Source organism: Actinomycetota bacterium, assembly GCA_005888325.1.
In the GTDB taxonomy this organism is placed as follows: Bacteria; Actinomycetota; Acidimicrobiia; order Acidimicrobiales; family AC-14; genus AC-14.
Map to the genome: position 1 here is coordinate 111,181 of VAWU01000030.1, position 22,710 is coordinate 133,890.

A 22,710-nucleotide genomic window follows, 5' to 3' on the forward strand; every position below is an offset into this window, starting at 1 on the left:
CGAGGCGCGAGGCACGCCATGAGTGATCTGAATGCAGTCGTCGTCGGCACCAGCTTCGGCTGTCTCACGCACGTTCGGGCCTTGCGCGCCGCGGGCTTCACCGTCAGCGCGCTCGTGGGACGCGATCCCGGGCGGACCCTCGAGCGGGCCAAGCGGTTCGACGTGCCGGTGGGCACGACATCGTTGGACGAGGCGCTCGCGCTCCCTGGTGTCGACGCGGTCACGATCGCGACACCGCCGCACACCCATGCGCCGATCGCGTCGGAGGCGATGCGCGCGGGAAAGCACGTCCTGTGTGAGAAGCCGTTCACGCGGGACGCGGCGGAAGCGCGCGCACTGCTCAAAGTGGCCCAGGACGCGGGAGTCGTCCACCTCCTCGGTACGGAATTCCGCTGGGGTACCGGGCCCGCGCTGATGGCCCGGGTGGTACGCGGCGGCGACATCGGCGAGCCCCGTCTGGCGACCTTCCTGCTGCACATCCCGCTCCTCGCCGATCCGGCGAGCGAGGTTCCCGAATGGTGGTCCGACAAGAGCCAGGGCGGGGGCTGGCTCGGCGCGCACGCCGCGCACGTCGTGGATCAGGTGCGATCCACGCTGGGTGAGATCGCCGGCGTGAGCGCGTCGCTTCCCTCGTTGTCGGACCGGGCGTGGACGGCCGAAGACACCTACGTCGTGCACTTCCGGACACACGGTGGCTGTGCCGGGATCATGCAATCGTCGGCGGCCGACCGCGGACCGTTCCTCATCACCTCACGCATCGCGGGCACGAAAGGCACGGTGTGGACGGAAGGCGATCGGGTTCAGATCGCCGACGCCTCCGGCCCCCGGGACGTGCCGGTTCCTGACGACCTGGTGACCGGACCGCCCGAACCACCGCCCGCCGACCTCCTCGTCACTGCGTACGACCTCCTCCACGCCACGGGGATCGACATCGGCCCGTACACGCGGCTGGCGGAGACGTTCCGCGACCTCATCCTCGGCCGCGCGCCGGCCGAGGACCCCGCCCCGGCGACGTTCGTCGACGGCGTGGCGGTCATGGAGGTGCTCGATGCCATCCGCCGGGCGGCTGCCGAACGGAGCTGGGTTCCCGTCGATGGGTGAGCAGCGTCGGACGGACCTCGACGACCGGCGGGCGCGGGACGGGACGCGCGGATGATCGGTGCCGTCGTGGTCGGCACGGGATTCGGCTGCATCACCCATGTGCGGGCGCTTCGGGCGGCCGGTTTCGATGTCGTCGCGGTCGTCGGACGTGATCCGGCGCGCACGGCGGAGAGAGCCGCGCGCTTCGGTGTGGAGAACGCATGCACGTCGCTCGCGGCCGCGCTCGAGCTGCCCGGTGTCGACGCCGTCACGATCGCGACACCGCCGCACACACACGCCGAGCTCACGCTCACGGCTGTCGCCGCGGGTCGGCACGTGCTGTGCGAGAAGCCGCTCGCCCGCGACCGGGCCGAGGCCGTCGAGGTCCTCGGGGCGGCCGAGGCCGCCGGCATCGTCCACCTGCTCGGGACCGAGTTCCGTTGGGACCCCGGACAGGCGACCTTGGCCCGGGCCGTCGCCTCGGGGCTCGTCGGCGAGCCGCGGTTGGTGACGGCCATCCTGCACGTGCCCGCCCTCGCCGACCCGGTCGCGCAGGTCCCGCCGTGGTGGGCCGATGTCTCGAGCGGGGGAGGGTGGCTCGGGGCGCACGGTTCGCAGGTGATCGACCAGGTCCGCGTGGCCCTGGGCGAGTTCGCCGGCGTCAGCGCATCGCTCGTCCGTGTCCGCGGCGCGGCGATGACGGCTGAAGACTCGTTCGTCGTGCACTTCCGGCTGAGATCGGGTGTCGTCGGAGTGCTGCAGAGCAGCGCCGCCGACTGGGGTCCCTACATGATCGAGACCCGCATCGCCGGGAGCGCGGGCACGGCTTGGATCGACGGCATCAGCGCCGCGGTGTGGGTGAGCGACGCGACCGGCACCCGACGGCTGCCGATCGGCGACGACCTTCCGCAGCTGCAGCGTCCCGAGCCGCTGCCGGCCGGCGTGTTGCATACCGCGTACGACCACATGATCGCCCACGGCCTCGATCTGCCTCCGTACACGCGGCTGGCCGAAGCGTTCCGCGACCGGATCCTCGGGCGGCCTGTCGTGGACGACCCCCGTCCGGCCACCTTCGTCGACGGCGTCGAGGGCATGGCCGTGCTGGACGCCGTCCGCCTGTCGGCATCCGAAGGTCGCTGGGTCGACGTCGAGGCCGCGTCTACCGTGGAGGCGATTGGGCGGTGAGCGGCGAGCGCATCCCCCCGCCGCCGGTCGACGCGCTCGACCAGGCCACCGCAGAGCTGCTCCGCCTCGCCTCGGGCTCCGACGGCGAGCCGTTGCTCACGATCGCAGTGCTCGCGCATCACCCTCCGCTCGTCGGCCCGTTCCTGGGGTGGGCGGCCGCGCTCGCGTTGCAGGGCGCGCTGTCGACGCGCGATCACGAGCTGCTCGCGCTGCGCACCGCCCGGCTCTGCGACTCGGACTTCGAGTGGGAAGAGCACGTCCGCTACGCGGAGGCCGCCGGGCTCAGCGCAGAAGAGATCGAGCGGGTGCGAGCCGGCCCCGATGCCGGGTGGGGCGAGCGCGAACGGTCGCTGTTACAGGCGGCCGACGAGCTGCACCGCGACCAATCGATCACCGATGCCACGTGGTCCGCCCTTGTCGCACAGCACGATCGGGCTGCCCTGGTCGAGCTGCTCTACGTGGTCGGGCAGTACACGATGCTCTCGATGGTGGCGAACGCGATCAAGGGGTGATCGCTCACGGTCGCTGCGCGTCGACGTACAGCCGCCCGGTCTCGGACTCCGATGGATACGGCGCCCGCCGTTCGGCGAGCGCAACCTCGAGCCCGGCGGCCCGGCTCCATGCGGTCAGCTCGTCGAGCGCGAAGAAGGTCGCGGCCATCGGCACCGGCTCGTCGAGCAGTGTCTCGAGCTCGACCTCGCCTTCACCCTCGTGCGCGGAGAAGAGCACGCGACCCCCGGGCCGGAGCACCCGGTGGAACTCCCGCAGAACAGCAACCACCTCCGAACGTCGGACGTGGATCAACGAGTAGAAGGCGAGCACCCCGCCGCACCCCTCGGTCGCGAGCGGCAGCGCACGCATGTCACCCGCCAGTGCGCCGTCGAGCCGACCGCCGGCGAGCCTCGCCATCTCGAGGCTGAGATCGATCCCGACGACGCGCCGCCCGCGCCGCCGCACGAAGTCGCCGATCTGGCCCGGCCCGCACCCGACCTCGACGACCGGATCGCCGACTGACGCCGCGAACGTGGCGAGCAGCTCCCTGTCGCGGGGCTTGCCTCGTAGCTCGTGGAGGAAGCGGGTCTCGTACTTCCCCGCGACGCGGTCGTACGACGAGCCCACGCGATCCCACGTCACGCCGTCATCCTGTCAAGCGGTGGTGCCACGATGGGCGACGATGACGGTCGACCCGGATCGAGTCGGCGAGACGCACGCCGATGGCCCCACACCCGTGACGGCGTGGGCCGGTGTGACCATCGACTGTCACGATGCGCGGCTCCTCGCCGGGTTCTGGTCGACGCTGCTCGATGTGCCCGCGAGACCGGCGGGAGCGGACCGGGCGGGCTGGTACCGCATCGGCCCGGCCGTTCGAGGCGGTCCCGTCCTGAACTTCCAGCCCGTGCCCGAGGAGAAGGCGGGCAAGGCGCGCGTCCACCTCGATCTCTGGGTCGACGATCTAGAGGAATCGATCGAGCTGGTGGAGCGTCTGGGGGGAGCGCGCCGCGGCGCCGTGCAGGTGCTCGAGCGTGGCCGGATCGCCGTCATGTCCGACCCGGAGGGGAACGAGTTCTGCCTGATCGCAAATCCGGCCGTGTAGACCGGGCCGCTGCGACCCATCGCCTCCACGTCGGAGATGGAACCCTTCGCGAGGCGGCCGGTGTAGGGATGACTGTTGGTCCTGGCGCCGGAAGGGACGTGACGCGCGATGTGCATGGTGAGGCGATTGGCGTGCGCGGCGACCATCGTGACGCTGATGACGGCACCCGCGTGCACGGGTGACAACGAGAAGGCGACGGCGCCTTCGGCGACCGCCGGCGCGAGGGTGCGTCCGCTGCCGCCTCCCGTCCAGGTCCGACCCGAGCCGGAGGGGGTCACGCTTGGCGATCCTGCGTTCGTGCCGTTGCCCGGTGCGCGCGCCGACTTCGGACGGCTCGGCGGGGCGGTGTACCGGATCGAGTTGCCCGAGCACTGGAACCGCCGCCTCGTGCTGTTCATGCACGGCTACGAGGAGCTCGGACCGGAAGCCCACGTCACCGCGCCCGACATTCGGAGATACCTGATCGCCAACGGCTACGCGTGGGGCGCTTCGAGCTTCAGCAGCACGTCGCTCATCCCGGGCCGGGCGGCCGACGAGACGGCCGCGCTCTGGGACCACTTCGCCCGGAAGTACGGGAGGCCGACGCGGACCTATGTGACCGGCCTCTCGATGGGCGGCATGGCGACGCACATCGCGGCCGAGCGCTACGCCAGCCGCTTCGACGGCGCGCTCGCCCTGTGCGGCAGCGCGGGGCAGACCCCTGCCGTGATGGCCAACGTCGACTTCTTCGTCGCCGGCGCCTTCATCGCGGGTGTCACCCAGCCGGAGCTCGACGCCGGCACCGACATCGCCGGCCTCGTGCGCGATCGCATCCTTCCCGCGCTTCGAGACCCGACCGCGCACGAGCGATTCGAACGGATCGTGCTCGACCTGACGGGCGGGCCGCGCTCGTCGGACCGCGAAGGCTTCAGCCTGGAGGAGGACACGAACTGGAGACGAGGTGAGCTGCTCGTTGCCGCCCACCTGGCACCGAACCGCGACACCCACTACGAGCTCGGACCGCTCAGCACCGTCTCGAGCGACGAGTTCAACCGGGCCGTCGTACGCCTTCAGACGAACGACCCGCTCCTGCGCTCGTTCGTGGAGGGCAATGAGACCACGGGCCACCTCCGGATGCCTCTCTTGACGCTGCACACCACGGGCGACGGCCAGGTGCCGATCGAGCAGGCGCGCATCCTTCAGCGGCGCGTCGACGCGGCCGGCGCACGCGACCTGCTCGTGCAGCGGGTCATGCGCGACGCGAGCCACTGCGGGTTCACGAGCACCGAGGCGGAGGCCGGCCTCGAGGCTCTCGTCGCCTGGGTGGAGCACGGCGTGAAGCCCAAGGGCACCAACGTCCTGGTCAAGGACCTGCGACGGTTGGACCGGACCTTCGAGCTCAGCCCGCGGCCCGGTACGCCGGAGGCGAGCTCGGTCAAGGGTGCCGGCGACCGTGTCGTGGTGCGCGGCCAGCTCACCCTCGACGGCGCCCCGTTCGACGCCAAGTGGCTCGGCGCGGTCGTGCGCAGGGCCGGGTTGGTCACTCCCTGCCAGTACACGCTCTCGCCGGTCACGAACGGTCGGTACGAGATCACCGTGCTCGCCGACGGCGAGGGGAGCGGATGCGGCGCGCCCGGTGCGGAGGTCGTGCTCTGGACGTTCGCTCGGAAGAAGCAGCTCTACAGCCGCGAGGCGGTGCGTTGGCCGGGAAACGGCGCCACGACGAGCTTCGACGCCACCTTCTCGACCTCGAGCCCGCAAGGCGCGGCTCCACCGACCTCGGACTTCGCAGGCGAGGTCTTCGCTCGCAACGGCCGGCAGTTGCCCCCCGGCACGCGGATCGAGGCATATGTGGGCGGGACGCGATGCGGCGTCGCGTCCGTGCGGCGCACGGGGAACTTCTCCGGGTACACCCTCTCCGTCGTCGGTCCCGACTCCATCGCCCGATGCGGACGCGGAGCAACGCTCACCTTTCGCATCGACGGCCGACGCGCGACGGACACCGCTGTCAACGAACCTTCCGGTCACGAATCGTTCGACCTGACCCGGCCCTGAAGCCGAGTGTCGGCAGCCCTCAATCGCTCCTGACGCCGCGGCGAGCCCCGGCGTGCTCCAGACGTGCCTGCGGGCGAGGGCGCCCGTGGCGAATGCGTCGGCGGTGGCGAGATCCGGGCCCAGGACCGTGACCGACGCCAGGTCGAGCGCGGCCCTGCCGGTGTGGGGATCGAAGACGTGGGCGCCGCGTTCCGCAGTGCCCGACGTGGCGACCGCGCCATCGCCGAGCGACAGCACCGCGCAGCGGGCGTCGCGCACGAGCGGGTGGGCGATCCCGACCTGCCAGATGCGGCCGGGTTCCGGCTCGCCTCGCATGCGTACGTCGCCTCCCGCGTTGACGCAGTGATCCGCGGCACCGCCCGCCGATCTCGTTGGCCTGCACCGCGGACAGCTCACCCGCCCGCATCGCTGTGTCCACCGCCGGCAGCTCGCCGAGCCGCGCCGCGGTCTCGAGCGCCGCCATCGCCGCACCCACCGACGAGCCCGCCCGGCGCGCCAGCCAGTGGGCGGCGGAGCGCTCACCCGAGCCCCGCTACGGGTCCGAGGCCGCTACCTGCCGGGCGGCCAGCGCCCGGCCCGCATCGGCCAGCCTCTCGATGGTGGCAAAGGTGTCGACCAGACCCGCCGCCGCCTCGGCAGGCAGCGTCTCGGGCTCGAGCCCGGCCACGACCTCGCGCAATTCCGCTTCCACGTCGCACAGACGCATGACGTACTCCAACGCCAAGGACTACAGCTCACGGGGAAGCGAACATGCGTTCGATGGTAGCGGACCCCAACGACAAGGCAACGTCTCGCCGCACCCCTTCGCTCAGGACGAGCCACTTCTAGTGTGAGTGCTCGTCGTTCGTGTCTCCACGCCGGGGAAAGAGGTCCGAGCCGATGAGAGCGATCATCCTGGCTGCGGGGGTCGGACGGCGTCTCGGGGACAGCGTCACGGAGCGCCCGAAGTGCCTCCTCGAGCTCGAGGGCCGGACACTCCTCGATCGGATGCTCGATGCGCTGGGGGCCGTGGGCGTACGCGACATCGTTGTCGTCATCGGCTACCTGGGGGAGCAGATCCGTGAAGCGGTGGCCGGCCGACAGGGTGTCCGCACGATCTTCAACCCGGAGTACCGAAAGGGCGCGGTCGTGTCGCTCTGGCGCGCGCGGGACTACTTCGACGACGACCTGCTCATCATGGACGCCGACGTCCTCTTCCCGACGGAACTGCTCCGGCGTCTCGTCGACTCGCGCGACGAGAACTGCTTTCTGATGGACGCGTCCGGCGCAAACGATGGTGAGGCGCAGATGCTGATGGCGCGTGAAGGACGCACCGTGGACATCACGCGTGGTCTCCGCGGCGAGTATGACGCGTGCGGCGAATCGATCGGCTTCCTGAAGCTCAACCAGGAGACCGCTCAGGTGCTCCTCCGGCTCATGGAAGGAGCAATGCGAGCGGGCCGAGACACCATCGAGCACGAGGAGCTCTACCCCGACCTCATGCGCGAGTGCCGGATCGGCTACGTGACAACCGACGGCGTGCCGTGGACCGAGATCGACTTTCCCGAAGACGTGGAACGGGCGCGGCGAATGCTGAGCGCGCGATGATCCATGCCGTCGTCTTCGATACGGACGCTCCGTTCCGCGCTGGGGATGCGCCCGCATCCGATGTTTCCGCAGAGGACCGCCTCGCCGGACTGACCTTGCTGCGGCGGATGATCCTCATGGCCCGAGAAGCGGGCGCCGCAAGTGCGACCGTCGTCGCGCACGACCCAGAGTCGGCGCGCCGCTGGCGCTCCTCGGAGGTGGCGCTACCGATCCCGGTGACCGTCGTCGAGCCGAACGAGCTTCTCCTCCTCCCGGACGAATGCGACGGAGTGCTCGTCCTGTCGGCGCAGGTTTTGCCGCAGGCTTCGCTCCTGGACCGCCTCGTCGATGAATTCCGGGCGGGGCGCTCGGTCGCGGCCGTCGCGAGCGGAGCGGCGTCGGGCGGACCAGCAGTCGTGCACGCCGATGATCTCCGCGAACGGTCGGCCGCCGGCGAGTCTCCGACTCACGCGGTGGAGCAGCTCGTGCGCGTCGCCGGCCCGACGGTCGTGGATCCGCGTTCATACCGCCACTTGATCGACCAGGAGGCGGTCGCGGCAGCCGATCGCGACATGTACAGAGGCATGACGTCCGCCTCGGACGGGTTCGTCGACCGGGTGTTCAGCCGGCACGTCTCCCGGTGGTTCACCCGCCGGATCGTCAACCTGCCCATCACACCGAACCAGATCACGTGGTTCCATCTCGCGCTCGGGCTGGGCGCGGCGGGTCTCTTCTGGCGGGGCGGGTACGTGAGCGGCCTGTTCGGTGCCGTTCTGCTGCAGCTGTCGGTGGCCCTCGACTGCTCGGACGGGGAGGTGGCTCGGCTCAAGTTCCAGACGAGCAGGTTCGGGAGTCAGCTCGACGTGGCGGCCGACAACATCATCAATGTGGCCGTCTTCGCGGCCATCGCCAAAGCCGCGGCCGGCCGCCTCGGCTCGCGTCTCGCGCTGACGCTGGGAGCGCTCTCGGTCATCGGTGTGGCCATGTGCGTGCTCGTCGTCCTGCTGATGGTGAGGGTGCAGGGCCGTCTCCGCCCCGGCGAGGCGTCCTCACTCGCGGTGACGAACCGCCTCTCGTTCAATGACCCGGTGGCGCCCGCCACCACGGCGACGATGGTGGACACGGTCATCAACGAGGTGACGTCGAGGGACTTCACCGTCCTCATCGTCGCATTGGCGATCATCAATCATCTGGAGTGGTTCGCCTGGCTGGCGGGGATCGGCTCGCACGTCTTCTGGGTGAGCTTCGGCGCCGTCCAACTCTCCATGCTCCGATCCGCAAGCGCGAAACTCTCGTAGCCGTGTTCGGATGGGCACATGCACGCCGCGACGCGAGTACCCTCCGATGTCGTCGGCGCGACAGCGGGGAAGCGGGCATGCTCGAGATCAAGGGTGTCTCGAAGCGCTACGGCGACGTGCACGCGCTCGTCGACGTGCACCTGCGCGTCGAACGAGGTGAGGTTGTCTGCCTCCTCGGACCCAACGGCGCGGGCAAGACGACTCTGGTCTCGACGATCGTCGGGCTGCGCCGGCCCGATGTGGGAACGGTGCGCGTCGACGGCGTCGACCCGGCCGAGCGACCGGAGATACGCGAGCGCATCGGTTTTGCCTCGCAGGAGACCGGCCTCTACCCGAGCCTGACCGTGGCCGAGAACCTTCGCTTCTTCGGCCGGCTCGGGGGCTTGCGCGGCCGCCTGCTCGCGTCGCGGGTCGAGGAGGCGGCTGCGGCGCTCGGCGCCGCCGACCTGCTGGGCCGGCGGACCGAGCTCCTCTCAGGCGGCGAGCGGCGCCGCGTGCACGTGGCGAGCGCGGTGCTCACCCGTCCACCGCTCGTCCTGCTCGACGAGGCAACCGCGGGTATCGACGTCGGTGCCCGTCAGCACCTCGTCGACTTCGTTCGCATCCTCGCGGCCGGCGGGTCCGCCGTCCTCTACTCGACCCACTATCTCCAAGAGGTGGAGGACCTCGGAGCCGAGGCGGTGATCCTCGATCACGGCCGCGTGATTGCCCGCGGTGGGGTCCGCGACCTGCTCACGCAGTACGGATCGATCGCGGTGGAGCTCGACTTCGATGGTCCTCCGCCGGCGCTCGACCTGCCGTGGCCCACCGCCCAACTCGGCCATGTGTTGCGGGTCACGACCGAGGATGTGGCCGCGGCCGTTGTCGCCGTCCTGGGGGCGCTGGGACCTGAGACCTCGCGGCTGCGCTCCATCGAGATCCTCCGCCCGAGCCTCGAGACGGTGTTCGTGACCTTGACCGGCCGTCGGTTCGAAACGGAGGTCGAGGGGAAGCCGGCGGCGGCGCGCGTGGCTCTCGTGGAGGTGGCGAATGCTCCGGCGTAGCGCCGCGGTGATGGGCAACGAGCTTCGGGTCATACGCCACGACGCCGGGCCGCTCGCCCTGGTCGTCATGATCCCGCTCGCAATGGCGTTCGCGAAGCCGTCGTTCGGCGGGGCACTCCGCGACGCGGGCTACCGACGCGCGAACGGCGCCGAGCAGGTCGTGCCGGGCCTCAGCATCCTGCTGTGCTTCATGATGGTGGTGTTCGTCGGCGAGGCGTTCTTCCGCGAGCACCGCTGGTCGACCTGGGACCGACTACGAGCCAGCGCCCTGAAGCCATGGGAGATCGTGCTGGGGAAGCTCGCGCCGATGTATGCCTTCGTGCTCGGCGCGCTCGTTCTGCTCTTCGCAACGGGGTTCCTGGTGCTCGGTCTGGTCTGGCCGCGCGCACCCCTCGGTCTGGTGCCACTTCTGCTCACGTTGCCGCTGTGCCTGGTGGCGCTGGCTGCCGCGCTCGTCGCCGTAAGCCGGTCGTATCTGCAACTGAGCGCGCTCGCCAACGTGTTCGGGCTCGGCCTCGCCGGTCTCGGCGGTGCGCTGGTGCCCATTCAGACACTGCCGCCATGGGTGCGGACCGCGGCGGTGATCACACCGCCCTACTGGGCGATGCGAGGGTTCCGATCGCTCTTCCTGAAGGGTGACGGAGCGGGGTCGGTGGTATTGCCGACGCTGATGCTCCTCCTCTTCACCGCGCTCTTCGCGGCCGTTGCGCTGTGGCGGTTTCAGTTCGGCGAGAGCAAGTCGTCCGTCCGCTGATCACGAGCTCGGGGCGCGCTCGGGCTGAGCAACCGCTGGACCTCGGGCAGCGCGGCACGCATGGCGCGCTCGCCCGCCTGTGACCAGGAACGGCGTGGCATCACGTCGTACCAGCGCTCCTCGTCGCACGTGGGCGCGACGATGACGTCCGCCTGACGACACGAGTGAGCAGAGAGCTGGGCCATGACCGTGTCGAGGCCGATGAAGAGGTTCTCCAGCAGTCCGGGCGTCGGAAAGCGCAGCCGTGGCAGCTGGATGAACGCCCCGAGCGCACCGTGACCCATCATCATGATGTTGACGGCGATGACGATGTCCGCGCCGCGCGCCCGGAGCGCACTCACCGGCACCGGATCAGCGGTGCCCCCGTCGACCAGACGCCGACCGACGAGAGGCACCGGGGGAAACACTCCCGGCACGGTCGCCGAGGCCACCACGGCCTCGGCCAACGGCCCCGAGTCGATGTGCACGGCCTCTCGCGTGACGACATCGGTGGTGGCGATCACGAAGGGGACGGGCAGATCCTCGATCTTCGTCTCGCGGCCGACGTGCTTGCGGAGGAAGGTGAGCATGCGCCGCCCGGTCAGGAGCGAGCCGCCGGTCAAGGCGACCGACGGGATCGACGTCAACACCGCGGTGCGTATCGCGTCAGGGAGCTCGCGGGGCGGCATCCCGGTCAGGAAGAGGGCGCCGGCAATCGCTCCCGCGCTCGCACCCGACACGAGATCGATCGGCACGCCCGCTTCGGTGAGGACCTCGAGCACGCCCCCGTGTACGAAACCGCGGATACCGCCCGACCCCAGCGCCACGCCCACGCGACGACCACAGATGGTGCGCGCCAGAGCAGCGATGTGGGCACCGTCGAGCGACTCGGCGACGACGTCGGCGCGATGACCGTTCTGGGACGCGATCCCGGCGACCTCTCCGAGCGCGATCACGCGATCGGCGCCTTCGAGCAGCGCGTCGGGAACAGCGGTGCAGAAGAGCAGCAGGACGAGCGCGTGGTCACGCACCGCTTGGACGGCGACGCCGGCAATGTCGTCGGGCTCGTGGATCGTCGTCGAACGTGGCAACGACGCGCGCCCCCACACCGTGGCCGGGCCGCACGCGATCACCATCGGTGCCTCGCCCAGCAACTGCCGGCATTCGCGGGTGAGCGCGGCGGCGACCAAGGCGATCGGGCGCGACGTCGCGGCACAGAGCACGACGGTCTGACCCTTCGGGAGGCCGACGCGCGCCCGGCTGGCGGCCGAGAGGCGCTCGCTGACGATGCGGCCCACGTTGGATCCCAAGCGCGGCGAGGACGCCAGTAGCTCGACGAAGTCGGCGTGATCGAGCCGCCACAGCGTCACGCCCGTCTGCGCCACCGCCGAGGCGGAGCGCGGTCGCCCGCTCAGCAAGGACTGCTCGCCGATCGTTTCGCCCGGTCCGATCGTGACGACCCGGGCGGCGGCGCCCGCCGGGCCCCGGCCCACCACGTCGACCAAGCCCGAGCGCACGAGGTAGAGCGCGTCACCGGGATCGCCCTCCTCGAACACCGTCGCACCCGCAGGCAGCCGGACCTCACGCACCGCCTGCTCGAGCGCCTTCAGCTCGTCATCCGCGAGTCCTTCGAGCAGGCCGAGCTGCTGACCGGGCTGGACCAGCCCGCCGCTGCTCACCGGGCCACCGCGCGCGTCCTGTGACGCTCGAAGCGCATCTCCGCAGCCATCGCGACCCTTTCCGTTGCGGGGAGCGCCGTTGCCGTGGCGGGACGGATGCCTCCCCCAGCGGCGTGGATCATACGACCGGCACCGACGACGCGCTCGGGTGGTCCGGCCAGGGACGATGCAGATCGGCTGAACCTCCCGGGCCGGGCATTTCGTCCCTCGATCGCGGGCGGCGGGAATGACAGACTCTGGCGAAAGCATTCCGCCAGAAACACGCTGAAGTGTGTCCTCGCCGACAGACATCGGGCGGCGACGGGCACATGCTGAGGGTCGTGCGTCGTGCGAGTGGAAGCGGCGCGTTCACGTCGTGCAAGAGGGGTGATCATGGCGAAGCGCCAGTCTCGGCGGCGGCGCGCCGCGGTATCGGTCGTAGTGCTGATGGTGGCGGGCCTGGTCGGTCCCGACCTGCCGCCCGCGGCGGCGGCGTGTGACGTCAGGCCGCAGCTGCGTGACATCACCGCCAATCAGGGGGTCGGCTCCTACGCCACCGTGGCCCGGGGCAAGCAGACCTTGGTACGGCTCTACCTCAGCCTGCCGTCGTGCGCGACGAATGGAGAGTCGATCGCCGTCACCGGCGCGACCCTCACCGCCGACAACGGCAGCGGCCTGACCCTGAACCTGAGCCCGTTCTCGCCGACCGCCTCCATCACACCGCCGGCCATCGTGGGCTACACCCAGGCGCCCGCCCTCGACGCCCCCGCCGATCCCAAGTTCGTGCTCCCGGGCAGCTACCTCACGCCCAGCTACACCACCGCGAGCTTCGACGTGACCTTCAGGGCCACGGTCAACTACCAGGCGAAGACGTCCTCGTCGGCCACCCCCGTCGCGGGCACCGCCACCTTCACCACCCTCAGCTCGGGCGCGCCCCTGAAGGTGACGGTGGAGAAGAGGACCAACGCCCTGCGCATCCTCGTGGTGCCCATGGGTGACGCCCGCCAGACCTACGCGAGCCAGTTCAACGACACGGACAAGACCACCACCCAGAAGGGCATCACCACTCTGGCGCGCCTGTTGCCGGTGTCCGACACCACAGGCGACCTCAAGTCGCTCGCGGGCGGAGTGCGCTACACCATCACCCCCACGCTGCTCGACCTGTCGAAGCCGACCGCCGCGTTTCCGCAGGGCCTCCTGAACGCGGCGGGCAAGTTCTGTGGCAAGTCGACCAACTGGTCGTCGCTCCAGCCCCTGTTGAGCCAGTTCCTCCAGTCCTGGAACGCGGCCAACGCGGCCAACCCCGCCGCCACCGCCGACCGCGTGCTAGGCGTCGTGTCTGAGAGAGTCAGCCTGGGCTCCAGCGACAGCTGCGCGGAGGGGTACGCGGCGGTTCCGACCGTCCCCTCGACGGTGCCGGCCAACCAGGCGTGGGTGCGGGTCATCGCCGACACCTCGACTGTCCCGTCGATGACCGGTGCGCTCATGGCCATGGAGATCGCCCACACGCTCGGCGCAGTCCCGGAGAACCGCGACGACGACTTCAACAAGCACCATTCGCCGAACATCGCCGCCGATGTCACCGCGCCCAACCGCGGTTACAACGTCGCCAAGCGCGCCTTCCTCGCTGACGATCGTTCGGCCATGAAGCTCTCCTCCGGCGCCTGGAACAACACCAACGTGCTGTTCGAGCCGGCCGACTGGGCCTGGATCCAGTGCCAGCTGGGCGCCACCAACTCCCAGTGCACCGTGCCGGGCACAGTTGGCACCGCGGTCGGGGTGGGAGCCGACCCAACGTTCGTGATCTCGGGCAGCACCGACGGCACCCCCGCGGGTACCGACGTGGTCGAGTCCGGTTGGGCACGAGGCACGGCCCGCACCGACATCGACCCCTTCAGCACGTACCGTCTCGTGCAACGCGACGGGGCCAACATCCTGCGGGACGACGGGGTAGGGGTGGCGTTCGACGACTCCACCCACGACGGCGGTCCCGCGGGCCAGGCCTCAACCTTCGGCTTGTTCTCCGTCGCCTTTCCCTTCGACACCGGGGCCAACACCATCGAGCTGTGGAACGGCCAGCCCGACGCGCCCACCTCGGTGCTGCTCTACAGCCGTAACCGCACCGTTCCCCCGCAGGTGACGACGATCGACGCTCAGGCCCCGATCGCGGGCGCCGTCGGCACCCAGCGGGTGAGCGTGGACAGCTCAGGAGCGCAGGCGACGGCCGGGAGCGACGAGCCGTCGTTCAGCGCCGACGGCCGCTTCGTCGCCTTCCGATCCGCGGCCACCAACCTGGTGACAGGCGACACCAACGGGCAGCAGGACATCTTCGTACGCGACCGCCAGTCGGGCACCACCGAGCGGGTCAGCGTGAGCAGCACGGGCGCGCAGTCCAACCGGGCCAGCGCCTTCCCCGCCATCAGTGGCGACGGCCGTTACGTGGCCTTCACCAGTGCGGGAAACCTGGTCGCCGCCGACACCAACACCTGGGACGACGTCTATGTGCGCGACCGCCAGTCAGGCACCACCGAGCGGGTGAGCGTCTCCACGGGCGGTGTGGGCGGGAACAACACCTCGACGAACCCGTCCATCAGCGCGGACGGCAACGTCGTGGCCTTCCACTCCCTCGCGTCCGACCTGGTGAGCGGCGACACGAACAGCGAGAACGACGTGTTCGTTCGCGACCGCCAGGCCGGCACCACGGTGCGGGCCAGCGTAAGCAGCACGGGCGTGCCGGGACAGGGGGGTTTCCCGGCGATCAGCGCGGACGGGCGCTTCGTCGCGTTTCAGTCGCACTCGACGACGTTGGTGCCGGGCGACACGAACGGACAGCCCGACGTGTTCGTGCACGACCTCACCACCGGCGCGACCGAGCTGGCAAGCCTCTCCGACACCGAGGCCCAGGGGAACCTCGTCAGCCAACAGGCCGCGATCAGTGCGGACGGCCGCTTCGTGGCCTTCCGATCGAGCGCGTCGAACCTGGTGACTGGCGACACGAACGCCCGCGACGACATCTTCGTGCGCGACCGCGGCGGCGCGAACGGGGGTACGACCGAGCGAGTCAGCGTCGCCGGCGCCGGCACCCAAGGCGACGGTAACGCGGACTTCCCGGCCATCAGTGCCGACGGACGCTACGTCGCGTTCATCTCGACTGCGACGAACATGGTCGCGAACGACACCAACGGCCAGCTCGACGTCTTCCGACGCGACCGCCAGGTGGGTACGACCGACCGCATCAGCGTCGACAGCTCGGGCAACCAGGCGTCGGGCGTCAGCGACACGCAGGGGAATGCGTACATGACAGCCGACGGTCGACTCGTGGCCTTCTTCTCCACGGCCAACAACCTCGTCGGGAGTGATACCAACGGCTCCAACGACGTCTTCGCACACGACCAGGCCCCGCCGGCGGCGGGCCAGCAGCCGATCACGTGGAAGAGCACCGACGACTTCCCCGACGACGTGCGCGGTGACCTGCTCTACACGTGTCCCGACGGCACCGTCTACCCGGTGGCCGTGGGCGTGCGACCGGAAGCGCTGGCGGGCGCGACCGCGTCCTTCGAGCGCAACTTCGACGCCGCGCTGGCGTGCGAGGGGGGAAAGCTGAACGCGGCGATCACCGACGGCTTCACGCGGGTCCCACCCGATCCCATCGACGACACGCCCGTGGTGTCGGGGCCCAAGGCCCCCACCGCGGCCACCGAGACCCCGGCGGGGCCGGCCGATGTCGTCTCCCAATTCGACTCGGTGGCGCTCAAGGGCTCGGGCAAGGACCCCGAGACGGGTGAGCTCACGGGGAGCGCGCTCGAGTGGTCGCTCACCGCACCCGGGGGCTCGCCCGCGGTCGTCGGCACCGGCACCAGCGTGGACCTCGCCCCGCCGCTGAGCGGTTGGGCGCCCGGCACCTACACGGTGCGGCTGAAGGCCACCGACCCCGCGGGCGCCACCAACACCGAGGCCACGTCGTTCCGCGTGCGCGTCGACTGTCGCCGGCGGGTGTGCTCCAACGGCAACCCGGCCGCTCCCGGCGTCGTGCACCCGGTGACGCTGTCGAAGACGGTGAGCCTGCGGGTGAACAAGCCCGACCCCTGCTCGTCCAACTACGGGCCCACCTGCACCGACCCCGCGGGCTCGGCCACCACGGTGTCGGCCCCGGCGTTCGCGGGTGACCCCGGCGCCTCGTTCGAGGTGATGCTGTGCAACGCCCAGGCCCTGGCCGAGCCCAACGCGGACGGCTCCGGCGGCGGGGGAGACGTGCTCGGAGGCTGCGACTACGGCAACGGCGTGGGCCTGGGACCCGTGGGCGTGCCCAACAGCGGCACCCTGACTCTCGATGCGGGTGGGAACCTCCCCGGAAGCGTGAACCTGGAGATGCCGGCCAACGCCACGCTCACGCCGCTCGGGGGTGGGGCGGCCACCAACCCGGCCGCGGTCTGCCCGCCCACCACCGCCCAGATCGCCGCGGGCTGGACCTGCATCGTGCACGCGGCGGAGTACGACCCCGCCCACCTCGAGGCACCACCGCTGGAGGCCTCCTACCGACAGGTGTTCCTGAAGTCGCCCATCCCGACCATGACCTGTGGCGGCGGGGCGTGCCCGGCCTCCATCGCGACGGGCACGTCGGTCACGCTCAACGGGGTGCAGTTCCCCTGTCGCACGATCATCCCCGACGACCCCACCACCGTCGCCTACGACGGATCCTGCACGGGGGCCTGGACCAACAAGACCATCTTGTTGAAGCGGGTGTCGAGCGGGTTGATCGAGGGGGCGGCCATCGTCCCCACCTCCCAGAGCGCCTCGCCCAACGGGGGCTACACCATCACCTTCACCATGCCCGCGGTGGCGGGACCGGGCGAGACCTACAAGATCGTGCCCCACTCGCCGACGTGCACGTTCCCGTGCGAGAGCGGCCAGTTCAACGCGGCGGGCAAGTTCTTCCGGCACGCGTAACGGTGCCGCCCGAATCCGCAGCTCGGCATGTTGCACCTGCCGCGCGCGGCAACAACCTCGCCGCGTAGAACCTCAGGCGTGGCGGAAGACTTGCCCGCCGCGTTGGCGGTGCCACTGGTGCAGCGCAGCGCGCACGCGGGGGCGTGGGGCACGACCTTGTACGTCTCGCCCGGCGCGGCGGCCGACGGCATGGGGAAGGTGATGGTGTAGGTGCCGTCGACGCCGGCGGTTTGAGAGTCGGGCACGATCGCAGGCCCCTCGATCAGCCCGGTGGAGACGCCACCGGGGCGAGGATCATCAGATTGACGACGAGGACCAAACCGACCGTCCGACGCGCTCGCGTTCTTCGCGGTGCGATCGTCTACCCCTCAGCGCGCCGGCAGCGACGCGCCTCGCCGGTCTCGTGACTCTAGGGGAGCGAGCCTCCACGCCCATCATTGAGATCTCGCCCTTTACATCCGTTCTGTCGCCGTGGACACAGACCCCGCCCGCCCCGGTCCGCATGATGAGCCCATGTTCACAACCGAAGAGATCGACACCTTCCCGCACGACGGTCCGACGGACTCGCTGATCAGATTGGCGAGCATCTCGTTCGCGCTGGCCACGCTGATCACGTTCGCCTGGATCGCCTTGGGCGTCCTGCTAGTCGGCTTCTGAGCCCGGTCGGAATGGTCGAACATCGCCATCCGCCTCCTCGACAGAGCGCCGGTCCGAGTGAGGAGAGCGCCATCAAGACGATCTTCGCGGTCATGCTGCTCTGCATGGTCTTGGCGTGCGTTGCCGCGGTCGTCCTTCCGCTTCGGTGACAGCGGCTTGAGTCATCGACTATCACGCAGTTCGGCCATCTCGGTCTTCCTACTGCTTGAACGTCGCGCATCAGTGAAATCACGAGTTTCCGGTAGTCGGCGTTTCCATCCGCTGTGTCGCCGAGGACACAGACCGGGCTCGTCGCAGTACCCATGATGGGCCCATGGACATTCGAAGCATCGACGGCTCTCGCCGCCACGTCTCCCTCGAGGCCATGCCCGCCCTCGGAGAGGTGCTGACGCCCGGGGAGCTGCGCGTCGCATTGCTCGTGGCGGAGGGAGCCACCAACAACGAGGTCGCAGCATCGCTGTTCCTCAGTCGCAGGACGGTGGAGTCCCATCTCCTTTGCGTCTACCGCAAGCTGGGCATCAGATCCCGCTCCCAGCTTGCTCGCCTCGTTGCCATCGCGGCACGGGACCCATCCGAGGCCCGAGCAGTCGTCTGAGTAACATCACGGTCCTCTGGGGAGGCGCCCATGTGGAACATCACTCTGCGGAACATCCAGTTCCGACGCCGTCAGTTCCTGATCGCGGTGGTGGGTACTGCACTGGTCTTCGGCATGGCCCTTCTCGTGACCGGCATTCGACAGGGCTTCGAGACCGAAGCCGACCGGATGCTCGGCGCCATGGGTGGCGACCACTGGGTCATCCGGGCCGGCGCCTCGGGACCGTTCACGGGGTTCGCACCGGTGGTGGCGCGTCTTGCAGACGACCTCGCCAGGGCCCCGGGAGTCCGTGAGGCGGACCCGGTCATCCTCTTTCCCCAGACCGTCGGCGAAGGTGTGCACGCCAGGACCGTCAACGTGGTCGGCCATCGCAAGGGGGGCTTCGGCGACCCCTCGCTCGTTGCCGGGCGACCCGCAACCGCCGAGGGTGACGCGGTCGTCGACAAGAAGCTCCACCTGCGAATCGGCGAGCGATTCGCCATGTCGGGCCGCAAGTTCAGGGTCGTCGGGCTCGTCGAGGGCCGGACGTACTTCGCGGGGACACCGACTGCCTTCTTGCGTCTCGAGGACGCCCAGGCACTGTTGGGGGGCGGCCCACTCGCGACCTCGATCATCATGGAGGGAAGTCCGACCGTGACCGTTCCCGGCCTCAAGGTGCTGCCGTTGTCCGCGGTCAAGGCGGATCTGCTCAAACCGGTGCGCCAGGCCGAACAGTCGATCAACAAGGTGCGGCTGCTGCTGTGGCTGGTGGCCGCCATCATCGTCGGCGCGGTGATGTACATGTCGGCGTTGGAGCGGGTGCGCGACTTCGCGGTTCTCAAGGCGGTGGGCGCCTCTTCGCGCGTACTCGTGACAAGCCTTGCGATCGAGGCGGTCATTGCCTGCTTGGTCTCCGCGGCATTGGCCATCGGCGTGGCTCGACTGCTCCGACCGATCATCCCGCTACCGGTCAGCTACAGCGGGAGCGCGTACGCAGTCCTACCCGTCGTCGCGGTGATCGTGGGCGTGCTCTCCAGCCTCTCAGGCGTGCGCCGAGCGGTAAACACGGATCCCGCCGCAGCGTTCGCGGGGGCGTGATGTCACACCTCGAGATCCGCGACCTCACCATCGAGTACACGCAGGGCGAGTACCTGGTGCGTCCCATCGACTCGCTGAACGTGGACGCGGACGACGGCGAGCTCGTCATCCTCCTCGGTCCGAGCGGGTGTGGGAAGACGACGCTCCTCTCCTGCCTGGCCGGCATCCTCACCCCCACGTCGGGCACCATCCGGCTCGGCGGCGAAGTGATCACGTCGCTGCACGGTTCGGCGCTGGCGGCCTACCGCCGGCACACCGTCGGCATCGTGTTCCAGGCGTTCAACCTGATCCCGAGCCTGAGCGCGCGTGAGAACGTGATGGCGCCCATGCGTCTGGCGGGCCTCGGGCTTCGGCAGGCCCGGCCCCGCGCCGAAGAGCTGTTGACGATGGTCGGGCTCGAGCAGCGCATGGACCATCGTCCCAAGGCACTCTCCGGTGGCCAGCAACAGCGCGTCGCGATCGCCAGGGCGCTGGTGCACGAGCCTTCGCTGGTCGTCGCCGATGAGCCCACGGCACACCTCGACTACGTCCAGGTCGAGGAAGTGCTCCGCATCGTCCGGCGCCTGGCCGCGCCCGGACGGATGGTGGTGATCGCGACCCACGACGAGCGCCTCATCCCGCTGGCCGACCGCACGATCGAGCTCTTGCCGAAGGGGGCACCGGTCGAGGAGCAGCCGCCCCAGCGCCTGCCCCTCGCGGCCGGACAGTTCCTCTTCACGCAGGGCGTTGCGAGCGACTTCGTCTATCTCGTCGACGAAGGCGAGGTCGAGCTCCTGCGCGACCGCGCGGACGGGACCAAGGAGACCGTGCGCGTGGTGGGCCCCGGCGGCTACTTCGGCGAGCTGGGTCCGCTCCTCGGCCTTCCGCGATCGGCGTCCGCGCGCGCTCGCACAGCGGCGATCGTCACCGGTCACACGTCGCGCGAGTTCAAGCGGATCTCCCGACCCGAGGCGACTCAGCCCCTCACGTCGTCACCGGTGGACGACGGTCGTTGAGCGACGTCACCCCAAGGATCGGATCCGACGGCGGAGCACCCGTCTTCGGTAAGCGGATCGCGATCATCGGCTCCGGCGGGTCGGGCAAGTCGACCTTCGCGCGTCACTTGGGCAACGAGCTCGGCATCCCGGTGTTCCATCTCGACAAGTTGTTCTGGCGGCCCGGATGGGTGGAGACGCCCCAGCCCGACTGGCGCGCCGCACAGGAGAAGCTCGTCCAAGCCGACTCCTGGATCATCGACGGCAACCACGAACCCACCCTCGACGTACGCCTGAGCCGCGCCGACACGATCGTGATGCTCGACTACGGCCGGATCCGATGCCTGTGGCGGGTGGTCCGGCGCTGGCAGCACTACCGAGGCAAACCTCGCTACGACCGCGCCGCCGGCTGCGACGAGCGGCTCGACCGTGCGTTCCTCGCCTGGGTTTGGACCTATCCCACCAAGGGACGACCGCGCGCGCTCGAGGCGGTGAAGCGCTACGGAGGCGGCGCACGCCTCGTGCGGCTGCGTGGCCCCCGCGAGACGCAGCGGCTCCTCGCCGAGCTCTCGCCGGCATTCAGGCCCGGCTCTCGACGGCGTCCACCAATAGTCCGCTAGTCGGAGGCGGAACCCACGTCTGAGCTCCCGTGTCGCCACCGACACGGTCGCTCTGTCGTGGCCGTGACGGACCGATCGGGGGCCGGGGGCGCACGCTGTTCGTCGAGACCGCGACAAGGACAGAGTCATGTTCGCTCGCAACGCGCATCCGGAGGTCCAGCTGCTCGACGGCATCGAGCTGTTCAGGGGGTGCACGCAACGCGAGCTGCGAGCTGTTGCCCCTCTCCTCTGCCCTGTCGACGTGCAGCCTGGATCGGTGCTGACCCGAGAGGATGATTTCGCGAGTCAGTTCCTGGTCGTCGTTGCGGGCACGGCCCGATCCACGAACGCCGCGGGCGATTCGGGATTCGTGGGCAGAGGTTCGGTCATCGGCGAGCAGGCCCTCGACCGGCAGGCGCGAGCCGATGTCACCACGGTGGCCTCCACCCGCATGACGGTGTTGGCGGCGACACCGTCCGAGCTTCGGCGAATCGTCGAACTGGCTTCCAGCGTGCGGCGCACGTTGTACCCGTCAGAGCCGCTCCGGCCGCGGCGCGTCCGCATCGCCTCGCGCGCCGCCGAGAGATCTCTCCTTCGCCGTTTCCGGATGACGAGCATCTGACCGCTACTTGGCGCGGCGGGAAAGCGTCTGATGGTCGAGGATCTCGACCTTGTTACGGCCGATGCGCACCAGTCCCTGCTCTTCGGCGCGGCGCAGGATGCGATTTGCGGTCGGGCGGGTGAGGCCGGCGAGCTGAGCGAGCGCCTCCTGGCTGAGCGGTACCACCGCGGCCGGCTCGTCGCGGGTACCGAAGAGGCTCGCCACCTCGAGCAGCCGCCGGATCAAACGCGGCTCGGAGGGAAGGTAGAGAGCTTCCGTGAGCGCCGACGCGAGACGCCGTACTTCGGCAACGAGGGCGTTCGTGATCACGCCTTCGACCGCCGGACGGCGGGCGCGGAGCTCGTCGAGTTGCTCCTTGTGGATGGCGAGGGTCTCGACACTGTCGAGTGCGACGACCGTCGCGTTGCGCGGGCCGGGCGCGATGACAGCGAGCTCGCCGAAGAACTCGCCGGCACGGATGACGCGAAGTGTGGCCACGTCGCCGAGCGGTGTCGTGATCCGCACCGCCACGTGTCCCTTCGTCATCAGGTGCATCGTGTCGCCCGGGTCGCCGTCGTGGAAGATGATCTGGCCGGCGGTGAACCTTCGTCGTCGAGCCAGGGCCAGGAAGTCTCGACGGTCCGGCTCGGACAGAACGGCGAGCAGCGGTGATTCCACCCGGCGAGGTCTAGACGCGTGCGGTGGACGGAGCCAGTCCCGAGCTCACTCTCGCCGAAGCCGGTACATCGGAATGGTCTCGAACTCCTTGGCGGTCGTCACCCGGCCGACGTAGTCGCACGCGATGCCCGAGCTCGGTTCGATCGCGATGAGCGCCGCGAGCGCGTCGGTGCCGTAGACCTCGCCCTCGGGGGTCCGCGGCTCGATGCGGGCGGCGCGTGTCATCTCCCGGCCCCACCAACCGTCGGCGCCACAGAACGGGTCTGCCAAACGCAAGATGGGCCCCGCATGCACGCCGATGCGCAGCGACAAGTCGGGCGGGAGCCCACACGTCACGAGATCGATCGTCTGCACTGCTTCCTGCAGCTCGAGCGCACAGCGCGCCGCGGCG

General features: G+C 69.9%; 18 protein-coding genes and 2 pseudogenes. 15 read left to right on the forward strand and 5 right to left on the reverse strand.

Annotated features, from left to right (window positions below; translation table 11 throughout):
- The first annotated feature begins 18 nt into the window (after positions 1 to 18).
- From E6G06_12345 to E6G06_12355, 3 genes are read left to right on the forward strand one after another with little or no spacing between them, the layout of a single operon-like run.
- A complete protein-coding gene (locus E6G06_12345) occupies positions 19 to 1,101 on the forward strand; it encodes a Gfo/Idh/MocA family oxidoreductase (GenBank protein ID TML90572.1) in 1,083 nt (360 codons plus the stop codon).
- A 51-nt stretch (positions 1,102 to 1,152) separates the two neighbouring features.
- Positions 1,153 to 2,265: a Gfo/Idh/MocA family oxidoreductase gene (locus E6G06_12350; protein ID TML90573.1), complete on the forward strand. Its 1,113-nt coding sequence runs from the start codon at positions 1,153 to 1,155 to the stop codon at positions 2,263 to 2,265.
- Positions 1,935 to 2,777 (forward strand): carboxymuconolactone decarboxylase family protein, encoded by an 843-nt coding sequence (locus E6G06_12355; protein TML90574.1) that lies wholly within the window; start codon positions 1,935 to 1,937, stop codon positions 2,775 to 2,777. The genes E6G06_12350 and E6G06_12355 overlap by 331 nt, the downstream gene beginning before the upstream one ends.
- Positions 2,778 to 2,781: 4 nt before the next feature.
- On the opposite strand, the gene E6G06_12360 is transcribed toward E6G06_12355, so the two are convergent.
- Positions 2,782 to 3,399 (reverse strand): class I SAM-dependent methyltransferase, encoded by a 618-nt coding sequence (locus tag E6G06_12360; GenBank protein TML90575.1) that lies wholly within the window; start codon positions 3,397 to 3,399, stop codon positions 2,782 to 2,784.
- 94 nt (positions 3,400 to 3,493) lie between these two features.
- Between E6G06_12360 and E6G06_12365 the strand changes: the two genes are divergently transcribed.
- Positions 3,494 to 3,859 (forward strand): VOC family protein, encoded by a 366-nt coding sequence (locus E6G06_12365; GenBank protein ID TML90604.1) that lies wholly within the window; start codon positions 3,494 to 3,496, stop codon positions 3,857 to 3,859.
- 156 nt (positions 3,860 to 4,015) lie between these two features.
- Positions 4,016 to 5,893, forward strand: coding sequence for a hypothetical protein (locus tag E6G06_12370; GenBank protein TML90576.1), 1,878 nt, complete (start codon positions 4,016 to 4,018; stop codon positions 5,891 to 5,893).
- A gap of 72 nt (positions 5,894 to 5,965) precedes the next feature.
- Here the strand turns inward: E6G06_12370 and E6G06_12375 are convergent.
- Positions 5,966 to 6,415: pseudogene (locus E6G06_12375) on the reverse strand (FAD:protein FMN transferase).
- A 10-nt stretch (positions 6,416 to 6,425) separates the two neighbouring features.
- The gene (locus E6G06_12380) at positions 6,426 to 6,617 is read right to left on the reverse strand and encodes a hypothetical protein (GenBank protein ID TML90577.1); all 192 of its coding nucleotides are present in this window, start codon (positions 6,615 to 6,617) and stop codon (positions 6,426 to 6,428) included.
- A 155-nt stretch (positions 6,618 to 6,772) separates the two neighbouring features.
- On the opposite strand from E6G06_12380, the gene E6G06_12385 reads away from it, so the two are divergent.
- From E6G06_12385 to E6G06_12400, 4 genes are all read left to right on the forward strand, one after another.
- Positions 6,773 to 7,480 (forward strand): phosphocholine cytidylyltransferase family protein, encoded by a 708-nt coding sequence (locus E6G06_12385; GenBank protein TML90578.1) that lies wholly within the window; start codon positions 6,773 to 6,775, stop codon positions 7,478 to 7,480.
- Positions 7,477 to 8,757 (forward strand): CDP-alcohol phosphatidyltransferase family protein, encoded by a 1,281-nt coding sequence (locus E6G06_12390; GenBank protein ID TML90579.1) that lies wholly within the window; start codon positions 7,477 to 7,479, stop codon positions 8,755 to 8,757. Before E6G06_12385 ends, E6G06_12390 begins: the two co-directional genes overlap by 4 nt.
- A gap of 77 nt (positions 8,758 to 8,834) precedes the next feature.
- Positions 8,835 to 9,800: an ABC transporter ATP-binding protein gene (locus E6G06_12395; GenBank protein TML90580.1), complete on the forward strand. Its 966-nt coding sequence runs from the start codon at positions 8,835 to 8,837 to the stop codon at positions 9,798 to 9,800.
- Entirely contained in the window at positions 9,787 to 10,554 is a 768-nt protein-coding gene (locus E6G06_12400; GenBank protein ID TML90581.1) for an ABC transporter permease, read from the forward strand. The genes E6G06_12395 and E6G06_12400 overlap by 14 nt, the downstream gene beginning before the upstream one ends.
- On the opposite strand, the gene E6G06_12405 is transcribed toward E6G06_12400, so the two are convergent.
- Positions 10,521 to 12,503, reverse strand: a complete 1,983-nt coding sequence (locus E6G06_12405; protein ID TML90582.1) for a cyclic nucleotide-binding domain-containing protein — start codon at positions 12,501 to 12,503, stop codon at positions 10,521 to 10,523. The two genes, E6G06_12400 and E6G06_12405, sit on opposite strands and share 34 nt — an antisense overlap.
- Before the next feature lie 1,332 nt (positions 12,504 to 13,835).
- Between E6G06_12405 and E6G06_12410 the strand changes: the two are divergent.
- From E6G06_12410 to E6G06_12435, 6 genes and pseudogenes are all read left to right on the forward strand, one after another.
- Positions 13,836 to 15,536 (forward strand): annotated as a pseudogene (locus tag E6G06_12410) (hypothetical protein).
- Positions 15,537 to 18,108: 2,572 nt separating this feature from the next.
- Positions 18,109 to 18,390: a helix-turn-helix transcriptional regulator gene (locus tag E6G06_12415; protein ID TML90583.1), complete on the forward strand. Its 282-nt coding sequence runs from the start codon at positions 18,109 to 18,111 to the stop codon at positions 18,388 to 18,390.
- Positions 18,391 to 18,420: 30 nt separating this feature from the next.
- Positions 18,421 to 19,467 carry an FtsX-like permease family protein gene (locus tag E6G06_12420; protein TML90584.1) on the forward strand — a complete coding sequence of 349 codons (1,047 nt, stop codon included), beginning with the start codon at positions 18,421 to 18,423 and terminating at the stop codon, positions 19,465 to 19,467.
- Positions 19,467 to 20,462 carry an ATP-binding cassette domain-containing protein gene (locus E6G06_12425; GenBank protein TML90605.1) on the forward strand — a complete coding sequence of 332 codons (996 nt, stop codon included), beginning with the start codon at positions 19,467 to 19,469 and terminating at the stop codon, positions 20,460 to 20,462. Before E6G06_12420 ends, E6G06_12425 begins: the two co-directional genes overlap by 1 nt.
- Positions 20,459 to 21,061, forward strand: a complete 603-nt coding sequence (locus E6G06_12430; protein TML90585.1) for a hypothetical protein — start codon at positions 20,459 to 20,461, stop codon at positions 21,059 to 21,061. The genes E6G06_12425 and E6G06_12430 overlap by 4 nt, the downstream gene beginning before the upstream one ends.
- Positions 21,062 to 21,188: 127 nt before the next feature.
- Positions 21,189 to 21,662 (forward strand): cyclic nucleotide-binding domain-containing protein, encoded by a 474-nt coding sequence (locus E6G06_12435; protein TML90586.1) that lies wholly within the window; start codon positions 21,189 to 21,191, stop codon positions 21,660 to 21,662.
- Positions 21,663 to 21,665: 3 nt separating this feature from the next.
- Here E6G06_12435 and E6G06_12440 read toward each other — a convergent pair whose 3' ends face one another.
- Positions 21,666 to 22,319: a Crp/Fnr family transcriptional regulator gene (locus tag E6G06_12440; protein TML90587.1), complete on the reverse strand. Its 654-nt coding sequence runs from the start codon at positions 22,317 to 22,319 to the stop codon at positions 21,666 to 21,668.
- Between the last annotated feature and the right edge of the window lie 391 nt (positions 22,320 to 22,710).

Coding starts and splice junctions, on each gene's coding strand:
- E6G06_12415 (TML90583.1), top strand. CDS start 18,109: ATGGACATTCGAAGCATCGACGGCTCTCGCCGCCACGTCTCCCTCGAG.
- E6G06_12425 (TML90605.1), top strand. CDS start 19,467: ATGTCACACCTCGAGATCCGCGACCTCACCATCGAGTACACGCAGGGC.
- E6G06_12435 (TML90586.1), top strand. CDS start 21,189: ATGTTCGCTCGCAACGCGCATCCGGAGGTCCAGCTGCTCGACGGCATC.
- E6G06_12350 (TML90573.1), top strand. CDS start 1,153: ATGATCGGTGCCGTCGTGGTCGGCACGGGATTCGGCTGCATCACCCAT.
- E6G06_12385 (TML90578.1), top strand. CDS start 6,773: ATGAGAGCGATCATCCTGGCTGCGGGGGTCGGACGGCGTCTCGGGGAC.
- E6G06_12405 (TML90582.1), bottom strand. CDS start 12,503: ATGTCTGTCGGCGAGGACACACTTCAGCGTGTTTCTGGCGGAATGCTT.
- E6G06_12395 (TML90580.1), top strand. CDS start 8,835: ATGCTCGAGATCAAGGGTGTCTCGAAGCGCTACGGCGACGTGCACGCG.
- E6G06_12370 (TML90576.1), top strand. CDS start 4,016: ATGACGGCACCCGCGTGCACGGGTGACAACGAGAAGGCGACGGCGCCT.
- E6G06_12400 (TML90581.1), top strand. CDS start 9,787: ATGCTCCGGCGTAGCGCCGCGGTGATGGGCAACGAGCTTCGGGTCATA.
- E6G06_12390 (TML90579.1), top strand. CDS start 7,477: ATGATCCATGCCGTCGTCTTCGATACGGACGCTCCGTTCCGCGCTGGG.
- E6G06_12420 (TML90584.1), top strand. CDS start 18,421: ATGTGGAACATCACTCTGCGGAACATCCAGTTCCGACGCCGTCAGTTC.
- E6G06_12345 (TML90572.1), top strand. CDS start 19: ATGAGTGATCTGAATGCAGTCGTCGTCGGCACCAGCTTCGGCTGTCTC.